Annotated in this window: 15 protein-coding genes; all 15 read left to right on the top strand. The window is 68.0% G+C overall.

Going from position 1 to position 17,598, the window contains the following annotated elements; translation table 11 throughout:
* Positions 1–36 precede the first annotated feature (36 nt).
* The 15 genes from ACNJ7K_RS01370 (at position 37) to ACNJ7K_RS01300 (ending at position 17,578) form a co-directional block, all read left to right on the top strand.
* The gene (locus ACNJ7K_RS01370; RefSeq protein WP_230825258.1) at positions 37–822 is read left to right on the top strand and encodes an AraC family transcriptional regulator; all 786 of its coding nucleotides are present in this window, start codon (positions 37–39) and stop codon (positions 820–822) included.
* Between the two features lie 142 nt (positions 823–964).
* A complete protein-coding gene (locus ACNJ7K_RS01365) occupies positions 965–1,999 on the top strand; it encodes an iron-siderophore ABC transporter substrate-binding protein (protein ID WP_145691965.1) in 1,035 nt (344 codons plus the stop codon).
* Positions 2,000–2,019: 20 nt separating this feature from the next.
* Complete coding sequence (locus ACNJ7K_RS01360) at positions 2,020–3,039, top strand: FecCD family ABC transporter permease (RefSeq protein ID WP_230825361.1); 1,020 nt, start codon at positions 2,020–2,022, stop codon at positions 3,037–3,039.
* Positions 3,036–4,088, top strand: a complete 1,053-nt coding sequence (locus ACNJ7K_RS01355) for a FecCD family ABC transporter permease (RefSeq protein WP_487041049.1) — start codon at positions 3,036–3,038, stop codon at positions 4,086–4,088. The genes ACNJ7K_RS01360 and ACNJ7K_RS01355 overlap by 4 nt, the downstream gene beginning before the upstream one ends.
* Positions 4,085–4,885 (top strand): ABC transporter ATP-binding protein, encoded by an 801-nt coding sequence (locus ACNJ7K_RS01350; protein WP_120282040.1) that lies wholly within the window; start codon positions 4,085–4,087, stop codon positions 4,883–4,885. The genes ACNJ7K_RS01355 and ACNJ7K_RS01350 overlap by 4 nt, the downstream gene beginning before the upstream one ends.
* A 152-nt stretch (positions 4,886–5,037) precedes the next feature.
* Positions 5,038–6,087, top strand: a complete 1,050-nt coding sequence (locus tag ACNJ7K_RS01345; RefSeq protein WP_487041048.1) for a LacI family DNA-binding transcriptional regulator — start codon at positions 5,038–5,040, stop codon at positions 6,085–6,087.
* A gap of 132 nt (positions 6,088–6,219) precedes the next feature.
* The gene (gene rutA, locus ACNJ7K_RS01340) at positions 6,220–7,305 is read left to right on the top strand and encodes a pyrimidine utilization protein A (RefSeq protein WP_487041047.1); all 1,086 of its coding nucleotides are present in this window, start codon (positions 6,220–6,222) and stop codon (positions 7,303–7,305) included.
* Positions 7,306–7,377: 72 nt separating this feature from the next.
* The gene (locus ACNJ7K_RS01335) at positions 7,378–8,346 is read left to right on the top strand and encodes a carbon-nitrogen hydrolase family protein (RefSeq protein ID WP_487041046.1); all 969 of its coding nucleotides are present in this window, start codon (positions 7,378–7,380) and stop codon (positions 8,344–8,346) included.
* Positions 8,343–9,995 carry an amidase gene (locus ACNJ7K_RS01330; RefSeq protein ID WP_487041045.1) on the top strand — a complete coding sequence of 551 codons (1,653 nt, stop codon included), beginning with the start codon at positions 8,343–8,345 and terminating at the stop codon, positions 9,993–9,995. Before ACNJ7K_RS01335 ends, ACNJ7K_RS01330 begins: the two co-directional genes overlap by 4 nt.
* 8 nt (positions 9,996–10,003) lie before the next feature.
* A complete protein-coding gene (locus ACNJ7K_RS01325; protein ID WP_487041044.1) occupies positions 10,004–11,491 on the top strand; it encodes an MFS transporter in 1,488 nt (495 codons plus the stop codon).
* Entirely contained in the window at positions 11,488–12,138 is a 651-nt protein-coding gene (locus ACNJ7K_RS01320) for an isochorismatase family protein (RefSeq protein WP_487041043.1), read from the top strand. The genes ACNJ7K_RS01325 and ACNJ7K_RS01320 overlap by 4 nt, the downstream gene beginning before the upstream one ends.
* Positions 12,139–12,372: 234 nt before the next feature.
* Positions 12,373–13,449, top strand: coding sequence for a sugar ABC transporter substrate-binding protein (locus tag ACNJ7K_RS01315; protein ID WP_487041042.1), 1,077 nt, complete (start codon positions 12,373–12,375; stop codon positions 13,447–13,449).
* On the top strand, positions 13,436–14,974 hold the full coding sequence (locus ACNJ7K_RS01310) for a sugar ABC transporter ATP-binding protein (protein WP_487041041.1): 1,539 nt from the start codon (positions 13,436–13,438) through the stop codon (positions 14,972–14,974). Before ACNJ7K_RS01315 ends, ACNJ7K_RS01310 begins: the two co-directional genes overlap by 14 nt.
* A complete protein-coding gene (locus ACNJ7K_RS01305) occupies positions 14,974–16,005 on the top strand; it encodes an ABC transporter permease (protein ID WP_230791986.1) in 1,032 nt (343 codons plus the stop codon). The genes ACNJ7K_RS01310 and ACNJ7K_RS01305 overlap by 1 nt, the downstream gene beginning before the upstream one ends.
* A 238-nt stretch (positions 16,006–16,243) precedes the next feature.
* Positions 16,244–17,578, top strand: a complete 1,335-nt coding sequence (locus ACNJ7K_RS01300; RefSeq protein WP_006552848.1) for an NtaA/DmoA family FMN-dependent monooxygenase — start codon at positions 16,244–16,246, stop codon at positions 17,576–17,578.
* Positions 17,579–17,598 lie beyond the last annotated feature (20 nt).

Below are 17,598 nucleotides of genomic sequence, written 5' to 3'. Positions count from 1 at the left end.
GGATTGTCGTCGTCACGGAGCGGAGGAGGGCGTCGGGTGAAGAGCGTCGAGGCGGTCGAGAGCAGGACGTTGCCGGTCTACGAGGCCGGCGAGATCGACGTGCCCTTCGTCATCGCGGGCATGGACGAGCTCGTCTCCCGCGAGACCCGCTTCGAGGCGCATTCGCATCCGACGCACGAACTGCTGTGGAACGACCGGGGTGCCTCCACCGCGACCATCGGTTCGCGCACATGGACGATCACCCCGACCATGGGCCTGTGGATTCCGGCGGGCCTGCTGCACTGGGGTGTCCTGCCCGCCGGAACCTGGTACCGCACCGCGCATTTCGGGATCAACTCGGCCCCGTCGTTGTCCGACGGACCGGTGGCGGTGGAGATGACATCCCTGCTGCGACTGCTGCTCGACCGGCTGACGGACGATCGTCTCGGCAACGACTCGCGCTCGCTGACCGAACGCATGGTGATCGACGTGCTGGCGCCGGCCGAGAACGAACTGATGGTGCAGGTGCCCTCGTCGCCGGTCGTGCGGCCGATCGTCGAGGCGATCGCCGAGGACCCGAGCGATCCGCGGACGCTCTCGGACTGGGCGGCCGAACTGGGTGTGAGCACCCGCACCATCACTCGCACCTTCCGGTCGGAGACCGGCCTGAGTCTCGGGCGCTGGGTCGCGGCGGTGCGTGCCCAGAGAGCGGTGATGTTGCTCGGTCACGGCACCGACGTCGACGACGTCGCCGAGCAGGTGGGCTACCGATCGGCGAGTGCGTTCGGTGCGGCCTTCCGCCGGGTCACCGGCACGACGCCCGGGGTGTTCCGCGTCGGCTGATGTCCCGATCGCTACAGGAGCTGTCCCGATCGAGCGATTGCGTCGGATTCGGGCGAACATTACGGTTTAGGCAAACCTCGCCTAACTGCCGCCGGTGGTAAGACCGAGGGCCCTACCCCGTACGAGAGTGAGTTCTGCCTCCATGCGTTCGAAGCGCTTTCTGACGATCGCCGCCGCATCCGTCGCGGTCGCCCTCGGTCTCACCGCCTGTGGATCCGACTCCTCGGAGACCACCGACTCCGGCACCGCCGGTTCGGGTGAGTACCCCCTCACCATCGAGCACGCGCTCGGCACCGTCACCCTCGACGCGAAGCCCGAGCGCGTCGCCACGGTCAACTGGGCCAACCACGAGGTGCCGCTGGCCCTCGGGGTGGTGCCGGTAGGTATGGCGGCCGCCAACTTCGGCGACGACGACGGCAACGGCATGCTGCCGTGGGTCGAGGAACGTCTCGAGGAACTCGGCGCCGAGACCCCCGTGCTGTTCGACGAGACCGACGGCATCGACTTCGAGGCTGTGTCCGATACGAACCCCGACGTCATCCTCGCCGCCTACTCCGGTCTGACGCAGGAGGACTACGAGACCCTCAGCGAGATCGCTCCCGTCGTCGCGTACCCCGAAGCTCCTTGGGCCACCTCGTGGCGCGACATGATCGAGCTCAACAGCGCCGGGCTGGGTATGGCCGAGGAGGGCAAGGAGCTCGTCGCGAGCCTCGAGCAGGAGATCTCCGACGCGGCCGCCGCCCACCCCGAACTCGAGGGTAAGGCGACGATGTTCCTCACCCACGTCGACACCGCCGACCTGAGCCAGGTCAGCTTCTACACCGCCAACGACACCCGCGCCGCCTTCTTCGAGGACCTCGGACTGGCCACCCCGAAGAGCGTCGCGGACGCCTCCACCGACGACGCCTTCTCCAAGAAGGTCAGCGCCGAGCAGGTCGACGTCTTCGACGACGTGCAGATCATCGTCACCTACGGCGACCAGGAACTCGTCGACGCGCTCGAGGCCGATCCGCTGCTGTCGCAGATGCCCGCCGTCCGCAACGGCTCGATCGTCTTCCTCGACGGCTCCGGCCCGCTCGGTACCGCAGCGAACCCGACGCCGCTGGCGATCTCCTGGGTCCTCTCCGACTACGTCCAGCTGCTCTCCGACGCAGCTGCCAAGACGAACGCGGAGTGACCGCACTACACGACGAGTCGATGCCGAGCGCCCCCGAGAAGGGGCGCTCGGCCATCGGCAATTCCGTCTGGCTTCTCGTTCTGCTCGGTGTGCTCGTCCTGCTGGTGATCGCATCGATCACGATCGGTTCGCGCAACGTCGACTGGGCCGACATCGTCGCGGCCCTCGGCGGCGCCACCGACAACATCGGTCAGGGCGCGATCGCCAAGCGCATCCCGCGCACGGTGCTCGCGCTGCTGGTCGGCGCGGCGCTCGGTCTCGCCGGTGCCGTGATGCAGGGGGTGACCCGTAATCCCTTGGCGGACCCGGGCATTCTCGGCGTCAATATGGGCGCCTCGCTCGCCGTCGTGATCGGCATGGCGTGGTTCGGACTGTGGACGCAGACCTCGATCATCTGGATCGCGATCATCGGTGCCGCCGCTGCTGCGGTGTTCGTCTACACGATCGGGTCGCTCGGGCGTGGGGGAGCGACACCCCTCAAACTCGCCCTCGCCGGTGCCGCCACTTCGGCGGCGCTCGCGTCGTTCGTCACCGCCGTGATCCTGCCGCGCGGCGACATCGCCGGCAGCGTGCGGTCGTGGCAGATCGGCGGCGTGGGCGGCGCGAACTACGACGCCATCTCCCAGGCCTTGCCGTTCTTCGTCGTCGGCTTCGTCATCTGCCTGCTGTCGGCGCGCAGCCTCAACTCCCTCGCGCTCGGCGACGACATGGCCGCCGGACTCGGGGAACGCGTCGCTCTCGCCCGCGGCATCGCCGCGCTCGGCGCTGTGCTGCTGTGCGGAGCGGCGACCGCCATCGCCGGCCCCATCGCATTCGTCGGTCTCGTCGTGCCGCACCTGTGCCGGTTGCTCATCGGTATCGACAACCGGTGGCTGCTGCCCTTCTCCGCATTCGTCGGGGCGGGACTGCTGACCGCCGCCGACGTCGTGGGCCGCATCGTGGCGCGACCCGCCGAGATCGACGTCGGCATCATCACCGCGCTCATCGGGGCGCCCTTCTTCGTGTACATCGTCCGACGGCAGAAACTGCGCGAACTGTGACCGCCACACTCGAGACCACCGACACCGGCATCGACGAACTCGCCGCGAACCGGGTACGACGCGGGCGACGTCGTCGTCTCGTCATCGCCGCGCTCGCGACCCTTGTGGCCGCAGCCTTCGTGGCGAGCCTGATGTTCGGCCGGACCTTCTATCCGCCCGCGGATGTGTTGCGCGTCGTCTTCGGACAGGACGTGGCCGGGGCGACCTTCGCCGTCGGCCGCCTGAGACTTCCCCGCGCGGTCCTCGCGGTGGTCGCCGGCATCTGCTTCGGCCTCGGCGGCATCACCTTCCAGACGATGCTCCGCAACCCCCTCGCAAGCCCCGACATCATCGGCATCAGCTCCGGGGCGAGCGCCGCGGCGGCCTTCGCGATCATCGTGCTCGGCCTCGGTGGTACCGGAGTGTCGGTCTTCGCGATCGTCGCCGGTCTGGCCGTCGCCCTCCTGATCTACGGGCTGTCCTATCGCGGTGGGGTGGCGGGCACGCGCCTGATCCTCATCGGCATCGGCATCGCCGCGATGCTCGACAGCGTCACCTCCTATCTGCTGAGCACCGCGGCGACGTGGGACCTGCAGGAGACCATGCGCTGGCTCACCGGCAGCCTCAACGGTGCGACCTGGGGTGCGACGGTGCCCGTGATCGTCGCGCTCGTGATGCTCGGGCCCGTGCTGCTCGTGCAGACCCGCAACCTGTCGATGGTCCAGCTCGGCGACGACGCGGCGCAGGCACTGGGTGTGCGGGTCGAACGCACACGCGTGTTCGCGATCGTCTCGGCGGTCGGGCTCATCGCGTTCGCGACCGCCGCGGCCGGACCCATCGCATTCGTCGCTTTCCTGTCCGGCCCGATCGCCGCGCGGATCGTGGGACGGGGCACGTTGTTGTTCGTCCCGGCGGCACTCGTCGGGGCGCTGCTCGTGCTGGTCGCGGATTTCGTCGGCCAGTACGCCTTCGGCACGCGCTACCCGGTGGGCGTGGTGACGGGTGCGCTCGGCGCGCCCTATCTCGTCTACCTCATCATTCGCTCCAACCGCGCGGGAGGCTCGCTGTGACCGCAACGCACACCCTGATCGCCGAGAATCTCGAACTCGGCTACGGCAACCGCACCGTCGTAGAGAACCTCGACCTGCAGGTGCCGCCGGGGCGCATCACGTGCATCGTCGGCGCCAACGCGTGCGGGAAATCGACCCTGCTGCGGTCGATGTCGCGATTGTTGTCGCCGCGCGGCGGGCACGTCCTGCTCGACGGCAAGGACGTCCACCGACTGCCCGCCAAGAAGCTCGCCCGCACCCTCGGTCTGTTGCCCCAGTCGCCGATCGCACCCGAGGGTATCGTCGTCGCCGACCTCGTGGGCCGTGGCCGGCATCCGCACCAGCGGGTGCTCTCGCGTTGGAGCCGAGAGGACGACGCGGCGGTCGCCGATGCGCTCGCCGCTACCCACACCACCGAACTCGCCGAGCGTTCCGTGGACGAACTGTCGGGCGGGCAGCGGCAGCGTGTGTGGATCGCGATGGTGCTGGCGCAGCAGACCGACCTGCTGCTGCTCGACGAACCCACCACCTTCCTCGACGTGAGTCACCAGGTGGAGGTTCTCGACCTGCTCACCGACCTCAACCGCGATCGGGGTACGACGATCGTGATGGTGCTGCACGACCTCAACCTCGCCGCGCGGTACGCCGACCACCTCGTCGCGATGGCCGACGGCAGCATCTACGCGTCGGGGGACCCCTCGGACGTGCTCACCGGGGAGACGGTGAAGGCGGTCTTCGGTCTGGACAGCCGCGTCATCTCCGATCCGGTCTCCGGCAAGCCGCTCGTCCTGCCCGTAGGCCGGCACCACATCATGTGATCGTCCATCCGCTACAGGAATGGTCATCCGCTACGGAAATTTTCTGCAGCGGGTAGCAAAAGTCGTAGCGAATGCGCGGGAGAGGCCGGAGGGTTCGTCCTGTTCTCCGCGCGAACTCTGCTCTCCCTGTCTCGTGTCCCTACAATCCGGGAATGGGGAACAGGTCGGTCACCAGTTACGACGTCGCCCGCCGCGCGGGGGTGTCGCAATCGACGGTCTCGCGCGCCCTGCGCGACGACCCGCGCGTCGTGGAGAAGACCCGCCTGCGCATCCGGGCTCTCGCGAAGGAGATGGGGTACGTCCCGCACGTCACGGCCCGGAGCCTGATCACCCGGAAGTCGTCGACCATCGGGATCGTCAGCGGCGACCTGCACAACCCGTCGTACCCGACGCTGGTGAACACCCTGCAGGACTGCTTCGCCCGCAATGATTACCGGGTCCTGCTCATGAGCGACCGCACCGAGGGATCTCTGGAGAAGGACATCCTCGCGTTGCGCGGGGGACTGGTGGACGGCGTCGTGTTCATCTCCTCGCGCCTCGATTCACCGATGGTGTCGGAGATCATCGACTGGAAGATTCCCCTCGTCATCCTCAATCGCGACGTCGACGGTCGGTATGCGCACCGGGTGGATCGGGTCACCTCCGACAACATCGGTGGTGGCAGGCTTGTCGCCGACCATCTGGTCGACATGGGACACACCCGCATCGCCCTGATCTCCGGTCCTCTGGAGAACCCCAGCATCCGATTGCGTGAGAAGGGCTTCCGCGACCGGCTCGAGGAGCGCGGTGTACCGATCGACGAGGGGTGCGTCCACCGCGGTGCCGTCGATGCGGCCACCGGTCTCGCCGGCGGGTTGACGCTGCTGACCGGACCGGATCGTCCCACGGCGGTGTTCTGCGCGACGGACTACATCGCGTACGGCACCCTCGACGCGGCCAAGCGGCTCGATCTGGATGTGCCCGGTGAGGTCTCGGTGGTGGGATACAACGACCTGCAACAGTCGAGCTGGTCGATTTTCGATCTGACGACCGTGCGCCAGCCGCTCGAGGACATGGCGGTGGCCGCCGCGGAGCTGCTGCTGGCGCGGATCGACGGGGACGGGGGACGGCCGGTGCATCGGAACTTCGACGTCGAGTGGGTGCCGCGGGGGAGTGCGGCACCCTGTTCGGTGCCCTTTGCGCAGTCCGTCGCCGATCGTTAACGCGGGCAACAATCCCGTTACCCGTCGACACACATCCGGCAACAACTCCTGAATACATTCGAAGTCACAGCGAGCCAGGCAGTGCCGCCGGATCGCTTCCTCGAATCTCCCCGCCTCTCAGGAGTGAGTGACATGGAAATCGGCGTCTTCATCCCCATCGGCAACAACGGCTGGCTCATCTCCAAGAGCGCCCCGCAGTACATGCCGTCGTTCGAACTCAACAAGACGATCGTGCAGAAGGCGGAGAAGCACGGCCTCGACTTCGCACTCTCGATGATCAAGCTCAAAGGCTTCGGTGGCGAGACCGAGTTCTGGGACCACAACCTCGAATCCTTCACGCTCATGGCCGGTCTCGCGGCCGTCACCGAAAAGATCAAACTGTTCGCCTCCACTCCGATCCTCACCCTGCCGCCGGCGATGGTCGCCCGGATGGCGTCGACGATCGACTCGATCGCTCCCGGCCGGTTCGGTGTCAACATCGTGACCGGTTGGGCGCCAAACGAATACACGCAGATGGGTTTGTGGCCCGGCGACGAGTACTTCGGCTACCGCTACGCGCAGGCCACCGAGTACGTGACGGTGATGAAGCAGCTGTGGGCCGACGGAGTCAGCAACTTCAAGGGCGAGCACTACACGATGGACGAGTGCGTCCTGTCGCCGAGCCCCACCGGAGGCGGGGTGCCGATCGTCGCGGCGGGACAGTCCAAGAGTGGCATGAAGTTCGCCTCCGAGATGGCCGACTTCAACTTCATCATGGGTACCGGGATCAACACTCCGACGGCGATCTCGGATTCGGTGGCGACCCTCGTCGAGGCGGCCGGTGAGACCGGCCGGGACGTCGGTGCGCTGACCCTGTTCATGATCATCGCCGACGAGACGGACGAAGCGGCGCAGGCGAAGTGGCAGGACTACCACGACAACGCCGACCTCGCCGCACTCGGCTACATGGCCGATCAGTCCGCCGCCGACGCCACCGCCGACGATTCCTCCACGGCGAAGACCATCTCGCTTCCCGAGGGCGCGGTGAACTTCAACATGGGCACCCTCGTCGGCTCCTACGAGACCGTCGCGAAGATGCTCGACGAGGTCGCGGAACTCGAGGGCATCAAGGGCATCATGCTCACCTTCGACGACTTCGTCGAGGGCATCGAGAACTTCGGCACCCGCATCCAACCTCTGATGAAAAGCCGCAACACCATCCAGGCCGCCGCAGCCTGACACGAACGACGGGTGGGAGCGCGAGTGTCGAGCCGCGCTCCCACCCGTCCTCCCAGTTCCAGGAGGTTCCTCTTGACTTCGCGCACCCTCGACGTCGCCATCGTTCAGGCCGGCGAACTGACCGAGGACCTCCTCGGCAACCTTGCCGGGCTCGCCGCCCTCGTGCGCGCGGCAGCAGCACCCGACGGCGACGGCACCACCCCCGACCTGGTGGTCCTGCCCGAACTGATCACCACCCCCTACTTCTGCACCAGCCACGAGGTCGACCGCACGTCCTGGGCCGAGACGATCCCCGGTGACGCCACCGACCTGTTCGGCGCACTCGCGCGAGAACTCGGCTGCGCCATTGTTTTCGGAGTCTTCGAACGTACCGCCCACGACGTGACCCACAACTCCGTCGTGATGATCGACGCCACCGGCGAGATCCTGAGCTGGCGCACCTCCGACGGCGGAACACTGCCCGCCTACCGGAAACTGTCGCTGCCGGCGAGCAAGGTCGGCGACGTCGACATCGACGAGAAGTACCACTTCGCGCCCGGGCAGGCGCCCGCGACCGTCGACGCTTTCGGCACCCGGTTCGGGTGCGTCATCTGCTACGACCGCACGTTCCCCGAGAACTGGGCGGTCGCCCGTGCTCTCGGCGCCGAGGTGATGCTCGCGATCGTCTCGTCGCTCGGCACCCGCGAGGACCTCTTCCTCGCCGAACTGCAGACCCGCGCCCTCGAATCGCAGATGTGGATCGTCGCGGCCAACCGCGCCGGCCCGGAGACCCTCAACGGCGTGACGGTCGACTACTTCGGCCTGTCGTGCGTGATCGCCCCCAACGGTGCGATCGTCGCCCAGGCCCCGGCCCATCGTGCGGGGGAGACGCTGCGCTTCGTCCTCGACCTCGATGCGGTCCCCACGCAGCGCGCCGCCTTTCCGCTGACCCGGGACCGGCGCCCGGACGTACTGCGCCTGCTCGCAGACCTCACCGCGGGCACCGTGCGGCCCGCTCCGCTGCCTCGGCCGGCCTCCGCGACGACGGAGGTGCTCCGATGACGACCACCGACTATCCCGACCTCACCGCCGCGTCCGCCACGACCGTCGACGACCTGCTCCCGCAGGCCCGCGCCGACATGGAGCCGCTTCTCGAGGCGGGGCGACACACGCCCCTGGCCCCGGTGCCGGACGGCTCGGCCTGCGAGCCGGCGCATTCCGCGGCGTTGCTGGCGGCGAGCCCGGTCCTCGCGTCGCCGATCGAAGCGCCGGCCTACTCCGCTAGCACCGAGGCACCCGTGCACGAACTCGGCGTCCTCGACCTGCTCGCCGCCTATCGGTCCGCCGCGACCACACCCACCGACGTCCTCGACGCGCTGCGGGCCCGGTGGAGCGACCCGGGATTGTCCGGAGGGGCAATCCTCGCCGTGATCGAGGGCGCCGACGACGCGGCCGCGGACTCGGACCGACGATGGAGCGACGGCACCGCCCGCCCGCTCGAAGGCATCTTCTTCGCCGTCAAGGACATCATCGACGTGGCCGGAGCGCCCGTCACCGCCGGCTCGCGCACCACCGGCGACCGCATCGCTGTCACCGACGCGACTGTCGTCGCACGCCTTCGCGCGGCCGGGGCCATCCCTGTACTCATGACCGCCACCACCGAGTTCGCCTGCGGTGCACCGCACAACGCACGCTACGGTGCCGTGACCAACCCGTGGGACCGGACCCGATGGACCGGTGGCTCGTCGACCGGCTCGGCCGGTGCCCTCGCCGCGCGGCTCGTCCCGCTCGCCCTCGGCACCGACACCGGTGGATCCATCCGGGTGCCCAGCGCCCTGTGCAACCTCACGGGCATCAAGCCCACCTACGGACTCGTGCCGCGCACCGGCGTCGCGTCGCTGTCGTGGACCCTCGACCACATCGGTCCCATGGCACGTTCTGCCGCGGACCTGCGGATCGTCCTGGAAGTGCTTGCAGGGCCCGACGGGTACGACCCTGCCGCCGTCCCGGACGAGACGGCCCGGCAGGTACGGGATGGGCTCGCCGCCACCGGCACCACCGGGCCCGTCTCGCTGGCCGGCGTACGTCTCGGCGTACCTACTGCCTGGTTCACCGAATTGTGTGACGCCGGCGTACTCGCCGCCTGGGAAACCGTCGTGGACACCTTCCGCGAGCGCGGCGCGGAGATCGTGCCCGTCGACATCCCCGATGCACACCGCCTCCACGACGACGTCACGATCGTCATGACCTGCGAGCTGGCCTCCAATCAGGAGGGCTCCCTGGAGAAGTTCGCGCTGTACGACATCGGTACCCAGGTGCGGATCGCGCGTGGACTGGTGCCCTCTGCGGTGGACTACCTGCGGTCGGTGCGCCGGCGCACTCTCGCCCAGCGGGAGACGGTCCGCGCCTTCGACGCCGCGGGTATCGACGTGCTCGTCACGCCGGGTATCGGCGCCACGGCGGCGCGGTTGTCGGACGTGACGATGGAGATCGACGGGGCGCGGTACCCGATGCAGTCGATCGTCGGCCGCAACACCGGCCTGTTCGACTATCTCGGCCTGCCCGCCGTCATGGCGCCCGCCGGCTTCTCCGACGGAATGCCGGTCGGCGTGCAATTGGTGGGACGGCCGTGGGCGGACGACACGTGCCTGCGCTTGGCGCAGGTCTTGCAGTCCGTCACCGACGTCCACGACCGCCGTGCCGATGGATAGCCGTGCTGATGGATAGCACGGCCCCGCAGCGTCATTCGCATCCGTGGCGGGTGTTCTCGGCGACGAGCATCGGGGTCGTCGCGGTATTCCTCAGCCTGAGCGGGTTGACCGTCGCACTGCCCACGGTCGCACGCGAACTCGATGCCTCCGGCGCCCAGTCGACGTGGATCCTGCTCGGCTACATGCTCGTCACGACCGCCCTGATCCTGGTGTTCGGCCGGCTCGCCGACATCATCGGACGACGACCGCTCTACCTCGCAGGACTGATCACCTTCACCGTCGCGACGGGACTGTGCATGCTGGCGCCCTCGGCGGGTTGGCTCGTCGCGGCTCGCGTGCTCCAGGGAGCCGGGGCGGCTGCCATCGTCACGAACAACACGGCGCTGCTCACCGACACCTTCCCGCCGCGGACCCTCGGTCGGGCGCTGGGCTGGAACGCGACGGTCGCGGCCGTCGCGCAGGTGGTCGGACCGGTGATCGGCGGTGCCGCCACTGCAGTCTTCGGGTGGCGCGGGCTGTTCGTCGTGGTGCTGCCCGTGGGGCTGCTCGCGATCGCCGCGTCGATCGCGGTGATTCCGCGGAGTCCCTCCAGGGCGGTGACCCGGGAGCCCTTCGATGTCTCCGGCGCGGTGCTGTCCACCGCGCTGCTCGCCGCGGTCGTCCTGGCTCTCACGCCGGGGGTCGGTTCGATGCCCTGGTTGCCCTGGGCGTGCGGCACGGCGAGCCTCGTCCTCGCCGTAGCGTTCGTCGCGGTGCAGATCAGACGGACCCATCCGCTCGTCGACCTGTCGTTGTTCCGCAACCGGGGTATCGCACTCGTTCTCGCCGCGGTGCTCGTGAATGCGATCGCCACCTACGCCGTGACGCTGCTCGTGTCGCTGTACGGGCAGGCGGTGAGCGGAATTTCCGCGGTCGCTGCTGGTGCGCTGGTGATGCCGGTCGCGATCGGCACCGTCGTCGCCGCGGCAGCAGCGGGATCTCTGATGCTGCGTTTCAGTCCTCGTACGCTCACCGCTGCCGGCATGGGACTCAACGCCGTCGGCCTGCTCGGAGTGGCACTGTTGTTGTCGCCGGACGGCGGTTCACTCGGGGCGACCGCCCCCTTCCTGTTCGTGCTCGGTTGCGGCACCGGACTGTTCATGACACCGAGCACCAGCGCGTTGATGCTCACGGCCCCTGCAGACCGCCGCGGCATCGCCAACGGGCTGCGCTCGACCCTGCAGAACGTCGGCTACCTGCTCAGCACCGCGCTGGCGCTCGTCTTCGCCACTGCCGGCCTCAGCGCCGCTGCCCGCCAGGCCGCCTACGGCGGGACCCTCGGCACGCTCGGCAGTGCGGAGGTGGCGCGGTTCGTCGACAACGTGCGAGTGGTCGGCATCGCGCTCGCCGTCGTCGCCCTGCTCGGTGTCGGTGTGTGTCTCGCCTTTCCGCGCCGGAATCCGGCCGCGACCGTCCACACCCTCGAATCCGTCACCCCACTGAAGGAGTCCGCATGACCATCGTCGATCGTGCAGAACAGGCCGCCGACTACGCCCGCGCCGGTTTCGGGCAGGAGCTCCAGCCCGGAACCCGTCCCGCGCTGGTCGTCATCGATCCCGCCCGTGCCTACATCGATCCCGACTGCCCGTTGTACGCAGGGGTCGAGGAGAACGTCGAGGCGATGCGCACCCTGCTCACTTCTGCGCGCGAAGCCGGAATCCCGGTGGTGATCACCGAGGTTCGTCTGCGTGCCGACGGTGCCGACGCCGGGGTGTTCTTCAAGAAGTCGGGCACTCTCGTCGCGTTCTGCGAAGGCAGTCCGTACGGAGAGTTGATCGAGGGTCTCGAACCGACGTGCGCGGAAATGCTGGTGACGAAGAAGTATCCGAGTGCGTTCTTCGGGACCACTCTCAATTCGCACCTCACGTCGCTCGGCGTGGACACCGTGCTCATCGCCGGGTTGTCCACCAGCGGTTGCGTCCGCGCGACGACGCTGGATGCGATGCAGCACGGCTTCGTTCCGGTCGTCGTGGAAGACGCTGTGGGGGATCGTGATCCGGCGATCCATTCGTCGAACCTGTTCGACATGCAGCAGAAGATGGCGGAGGTGTGGCCGCTCGCCCGGGCACGGGAGTACCTGAAGACGATTTCCGCACGCAATTAACACGATCGAACCAAGGGTGTCGCCGCACGCAACACGCTGCGGATACATTCGAAGTCATCGCCTTCCCCAGCCGGTCCCGCAACGACGCGGCCGCTTCTTCTTCGGCACCCTCCTCATCCCCTCAGGAGAATCCATGCGTCATTCCCTCCCGGCCGCGCCGCGATCGCCGCGCTCGCCTTCTCGGCTGTCTTCGGTCTCGCCGCGTGCAGCAGTGAGGGTTCGGGTGGCGGCGAGGTGTCCGACGCCGACGTCACCGCCGGAATCGAGTACGCCCGCGCCCAGCTCGCCCTGTACGAGGCGGACCCGGAGTTCACGCTCGAGGCCGAGCCGTTCCCGATGAAGGACATCGCCGGCAAGACGATCTTCGCGATCCCCACCAACAGCGAGAACCCGTACAACGTCGCCGTCGACGAGGAATCGAAGAAGGTCGCCGAAAGCTACGGCGCCACCTGGATCGAGTACACGAACCAGGGCCAGCCCGCCCAGTGGGCCACCGGTGTCGAACAGGCCGTGAACCAGAAGGTCGACCTCATCATCCTGTCGCAGGGTGTCGACGCATCCCTCATCAAGCCGGCGCTCGAAAAGGCCGACGCTGCCGGGATTCCTGTTCTGCTCACCCATACGATCCTGCGCGGCGAACCGGTACCCGCAGATCTCGACGGACTGATCGACGCCACCACCGACGCCCCGCTCTCCGAGGCCAACCGCCTCACCGTCGACTGGATGATCGACCGCACCGAAGGCGAAGGCAACGCGCTCATCATCACCTCCAACGAGGTTCCCCCGGCAAAGGCCGAGGTGGCCGCCATGGAGGACGAGATCGCGCAGTACTGCCCGAAGTGCACCTACAAGATCGTCAATGTCCCGGTCACGGAGTGGGCCACCAAGATCCAGTCCGAGGTGCAGTCCGCACTCTCCGCCGACCCGAACATCAACTTCATCCTGCCCATCTACGATTCGATGTCGCTCTACGCCCAGTCGGGCATCAAGGCCGCGGGCAAGACCGGCCAGGTCGAGATCTCCTCGGTCAACGGCACCCCCGCCGTCCTCAAGATCCAGCAGGACGACGGCATCGTCACCATGAACGTCGGTGAATCCATTCCGTGGCTCGCATGGGCGACGATGGACCAGGCCGGTCGCCTCCTGCTCGGCTACGACCCCGTCCCGAACGGCGCACAGGAAACCCCGCTCAAGCTCATCACCGCCGAGAACATCGACGAGACCGGCACCCCGCCGCAGCCCGACAAGGGCTACGGCACGGCATACGTCACCGGTTACGAAGCACTGTGGGGGCCCAGTGAGCAGTCCTGATCCCATCGTCAACATCGTCGGTCTGTCCAAGACCTTCGGTGAGCACACGGTGCTGAAGAAGGTCGGCCTGACGATCCACGCCGGTGAGGTGCACGGCCTGCTCGGGGAGAACGGTTCCGGCAAGTCCACGCTCATCAAGGTCCTGGCCGGCTTCCACGCCCCCGACCCCGGCGCTGCGCTGCAGGTGCGCGGCAGGGACGTGACACTGCCGGTCCCGGCCGGCGGATTCCGCGACCTCGGCATCAGCTTCGTCCACCAGGACCTCGCCCTCGTGCCCGACCTGTCGGTGGTCGAGAACCTCCGCGTCGGACCGGTCGTGGCCGGATCGAGGCCCTGGATCTCGTGGCGGCGCGAGAAGCGCACCGCCCGAGCACTGTTCGAGCGCTTCGGACTCCACATCGATCCCGAGGCGCCGGTGTCGAGCCTGAACGAGACCGAACGCGCCCTCCTCGCGATCCTGCGGGCGACCGAGGAACTGGGGGAGCGCCGCACCCTGCTCGTGCTCGACGAACCCACGGTCTTCCTGCCCCGTGAGGGCACCGACCTGCTGTTCGCCGTCGTCCGCGAGATCGTCGCCGACAAGAAGGCCGCCGTCCTGTTCGTCTCCCACGACCTCGACGAGGTGCTCGACCACACCGACCGCGTCACCGTGCTGCGCGACGGGGTGTCGCAGGGTACGCACCGTACCCGCGACCTCACGGCGACCTCGCTCATCGACCTCATCGTCGGACGCAGTCTCGACTCCGCCGACCCGCGCGTCGCCGGACCCGTCCGCGACTTCGAGGACGTACCGGCCCTCGCCCGGATCGAGGACCTCGAGACCACCACCGTCGACGGCGTCGGGTTCGACGTGCGGCCCGGGGAGGTCGTCGGACTCACCGGCATCGCCGGTTCGGGATACGACGACGTGCTGCCCGCCCTGTACGGGGCGCGGCAGGCTCGTGGCGGGCGGCTGACGGTCGACGACGACAGCGTGGACCTGCCCGCGATGACACCGATCGACGCGCTCGCCCGCAAGGTCGTCTACGTGCCGCCGGACCGCAAGGTCGAGGGCAGCGCACCCGAGCTGACCGTCGCCGAGAACGTCACCCTGCCCGTGCTCGGTACAGGATTCGTCAAACCGCGGGCGCTGAAGGACATCGCGACCGCGCTCGCCGAGCACTGTGACGTCCGGCCACGGGACCCGCAGGCCGTCTACGGGTCGCTGTCCGGCGGCAACCAGCAGAAGGCTCTGCTCGGCAAGTGGCTCCAGACCGACCCGGTACTGGTGCTCCTCGCCGAACCCACCCAGGGTGTGGACATCGGTGCCCGCGCCCGCATCTTCGAGATGTTGCGGGAGACCGCGCGTGGGGGAGCGGGCATCGTCGTCGCCAGCTCCGACTACGAGCAGTTGTCGGTCCTGTGCGACCGCGTCCTCGTCTTCTCCCACGGGCACGTCGTCGCCGAACTCACCGGCGACAACCTCTCCAAGCATCACATCTCGGACAGTGTTCTCGGTCTGACCCGACAGGAAGTGATCGCCTGATGTCCGTCACCATCGACAAGAGCACCACCGCGAAAACCGCATCCACCGAATCGGATCCCGCGCGCCCCCGTCGCTCTCTCGGTCCGCTGTTCGAGAAGTACGCGCTCGTCCTGGCACTGATCGCCGTCATCGTCGTGTTCAGTGCCCTGCGACCCGAGACCTACCCGACCGCCAACAACCTGCAGAACATCCTCGGATCCCAGGCCGTCCTGCTCGTCCTGGCCCTGGGGCTCATCGTCCCGCTCACCGCCGGTGAGTTCGACCTGTCGGCCGTGTCGACGATGTCGCTGGCCGCCATGACGATCGCGGTACTGAACGTGCAACACGGCTGGTCGCTGCTGCCGGCCATCGCCGTCGCCGTACTCGCGTGCCTCGTCGTCGGCCTGATCAACGCACTGCTGGTCGTGCGATTGCAGATCGACTCGTTCATCGCGACCCTCGGCAGCGGCACCGTCGTCCTCGGTGTGGTGCAGTGGATCTCCGACTCGACCTCGGTCACCGGTGTCGACGCCGCACTCGTGGACGCCACCATCGGCACCCGCATCTTCGGGGTGTCGCTGCAGTTCTACTACGCCCTCGCCCTGGTGCTGATCATGGCGGTGGTCTTCCAGTACACCCCGATCGGACGCCGACTGCTCTTCGTCGGACGCGGTGCCCAGGTGGCCCGGCTCAGCGGCCTGCACGTCGACCGCATCCGCGGCGGCGCACTCGTCACCTCCGCGCTCGTCGCGGCTCTGGCCGGCATCGTCTACGCCGGCATGCTCGGTGGCGCCGACCCGTCTTCGGGCCAGTCGTTCATGCTGCCCGCCTTCGCGGCCGCCTTCCTCGGCGCCACCGCGATCGTCCCCGGCCGCTTCAACGCGTTCGGCACGCTGGTCGCGGTGTACTTCCTCGTCGCCGGGGTGGTCGGCCTGCAGATGCTCGGTGTCGCCAGCTTCGTCCAGCAGTTGTTCTACGGCGGCGCACTGGTGGTCGCGGTCGCGCTGTCCGGCGCGGTGCGGCGCCGCACGGCGTCACGCTCCACGCGCTGAGACGGGCCGCGAGATCGTCGAATGCGAGTGCCTCGTCGTATTGCGCGGCTGTCACGGTTGCGCAACACGGCGGGGCACTCGTCCCGTATCAGGACGAACGCTCCGGAACCCCGCTCCGAAGACTCGCGCAACGCGCGCGTTACCGCTACGGAACCGAATCGCCGCCGCTCACCGACGACACTTCACACGCCACCGCGGACATGCGGTCACCCAGTTTCGGAAAGAAAAGGCGGAAGACATGTTTCATCTCGGATGGTTTCTCGGAAGCGGCTTCGGCATCCAGCCCTGGAACCCGGCCGGCGGCGACGGTGTGTACACCGGCGCGAACATGCGGGACTGGATGAAGCCGGACCTGTACGTCGATCTCGCGGCCTCGCTAGAGCGCGCCTGCTTCGACTACATCCTCATCGAGGACACCGCGATGGTCGAGGACAGCTACAACGGTTCCGCGGAGGTGTCGCTCCGACGGGGCTTCATGGCACCGAAGAACGATCCGATGCCCCTCGTGCCGCTGATGACCCAGCGCACCAAGCACATCGGCATCGTTCCCACCGTCTCGACGATCCAGTACCACCCCTATCTCGCCGCCCGCCTCTACACCACGCTCGACCACCTCACCGAGGGCCGGGTGGGCATGAACGTCGTCACCTCGGTGACCGACCGCGTGGCCCAGAACTTCGGCTTCGAGCAACATTTCGACCACGACGAGCGGTACCGGATGGCCGAGGAGTGGGTCGACGTCGTCAAGCAGCTCCAGCACTCCTGGGATGTCGACGCCGTGGTCGCCGACGACGTGAACGGCATCTACGCCGACCACACCAAGGTCCACCCCATCAACTTCGAGGGCAAATACTTCCGTTCGCGCGGCCCCCTCAACACGATCCCCGGCCCGCAGCGCGACATTCCCGTCGTCTCGGCCGGCGGTTCGGTGCCGGGCCGCGAGCTCGCCGCCCGCCACGGCGACACGCAGATGGCGATGTGCAAGACCGTCGAGGACATGAAGGCCTACCGGGACGACATCCACCGCAGGATGATCACCCACGGCCGCAAGCCGAGCGACATCAAACTGCTGTTCCTCGCCACCCCGATCGTTGCCCCCACGGACGCCGAGGCGCGGGAGAAGGCCGAGGCGCTGCGCCGGTACCGGTACACCGATGCCGCGGTGGAGTACAACCTCTGGAACATGAGCTACACGAGCGGCGGGCGCATCGACTTCGGTGCGATCGACCTCGACACTCCGGTCGCCGACATCGACCTGTCCAAGGGCAACGGTGAGCGCTCCTCGATCGCCAACCTCTTCCAGGACACCGAGGGCAAGACCCTGCGGCAGGTCGCGGCCGAGTCGTTCCAGATCACCGACCTCGGTCTCGTCGGCAGCCCAGACACCGTGGCCGCGAAGATGGAGGAGATCATGGACGAGGTCGGGGGTGACGGCTTCCTGCTGTACTCGCCGATGACCCGCCACAGCATCGCGGAGATCGCCGACGGACTCGCCCCCGCACTGAAGCGTCGCGGAGCGATCCGCGACGGATACACCTACACGACCTTGAACGAGAACATCCACGAGTTCTGATCCGGTGGCACCGGTCGAGG

Source organism: Rhodococcus shunpengi, assembly GCF_048381395.1.
GTDB lineage: Bacteria > Actinomycetota > Actinomycetes > Mycobacteriales > Mycobacteriaceae > Rhodococcus.
The sequence above is the reverse complement of the archived record's forward strand: the minus strand, read 5'-3'. Positions and strand labels throughout refer to the sequence as shown.

Excerpts from the sequence above, each read along its gene's own strand:
- ACNJ7K_RS01365 (WP_145691965.1), top strand. The coding sequence starts at position 965 with ATGCGTTCGAAGCGCTTTCTGACGATCGCCGCCGCATCCGTCGCGGTC.
- ACNJ7K_RS01360 (WP_230825361.1), top strand. The coding sequence starts at position 2,020 with ATGCCGAGCGCCCCCGAGAAGGGGCGCTCGGCCATCGGCAATTCCGTC.
- ACNJ7K_RS01345 (WP_487041048.1), top strand. The coding sequence starts at position 5,038 with ATGGGGAACAGGTCGGTCACCAGTTACGACGTCGCCCGCCGCGCGGGG.
- rutA (WP_487041047.1), top strand. The coding sequence starts at position 6,220 with ATGGAAATCGGCGTCTTCATCCCCATCGGCAACAACGGCTGGCTCATC.
- ACNJ7K_RS01330 (WP_487041045.1), top strand. The coding sequence starts at position 8,343 with ATGACGACCACCGACTATCCCGACCTCACCGCCGCGTCCGCCACGACC.
- ACNJ7K_RS01325 (WP_487041044.1), top strand. The coding sequence starts at position 10,004 with ATGGATAGCACGGCCCCGCAGCGTCATTCGCATCCGTGGCGGGTGTTC.
- ACNJ7K_RS01320 (WP_487041043.1), top strand. The coding sequence starts at position 11,488 with ATGACCATCGTCGATCGTGCAGAACAGGCCGCCGACTACGCCCGCGCC.
- ACNJ7K_RS01305 (WP_230791986.1), top strand. The coding sequence starts at position 14,974 with ATGTCCGTCACCATCGACAAGAGCACCACCGCGAAAACCGCATCCACC.
- ACNJ7K_RS01300 (WP_006552848.1), top strand. The coding sequence starts at position 16,244 with ATGTTTCATCTCGGATGGTTTCTCGGAAGCGGCTTCGGCATCCAGCCC.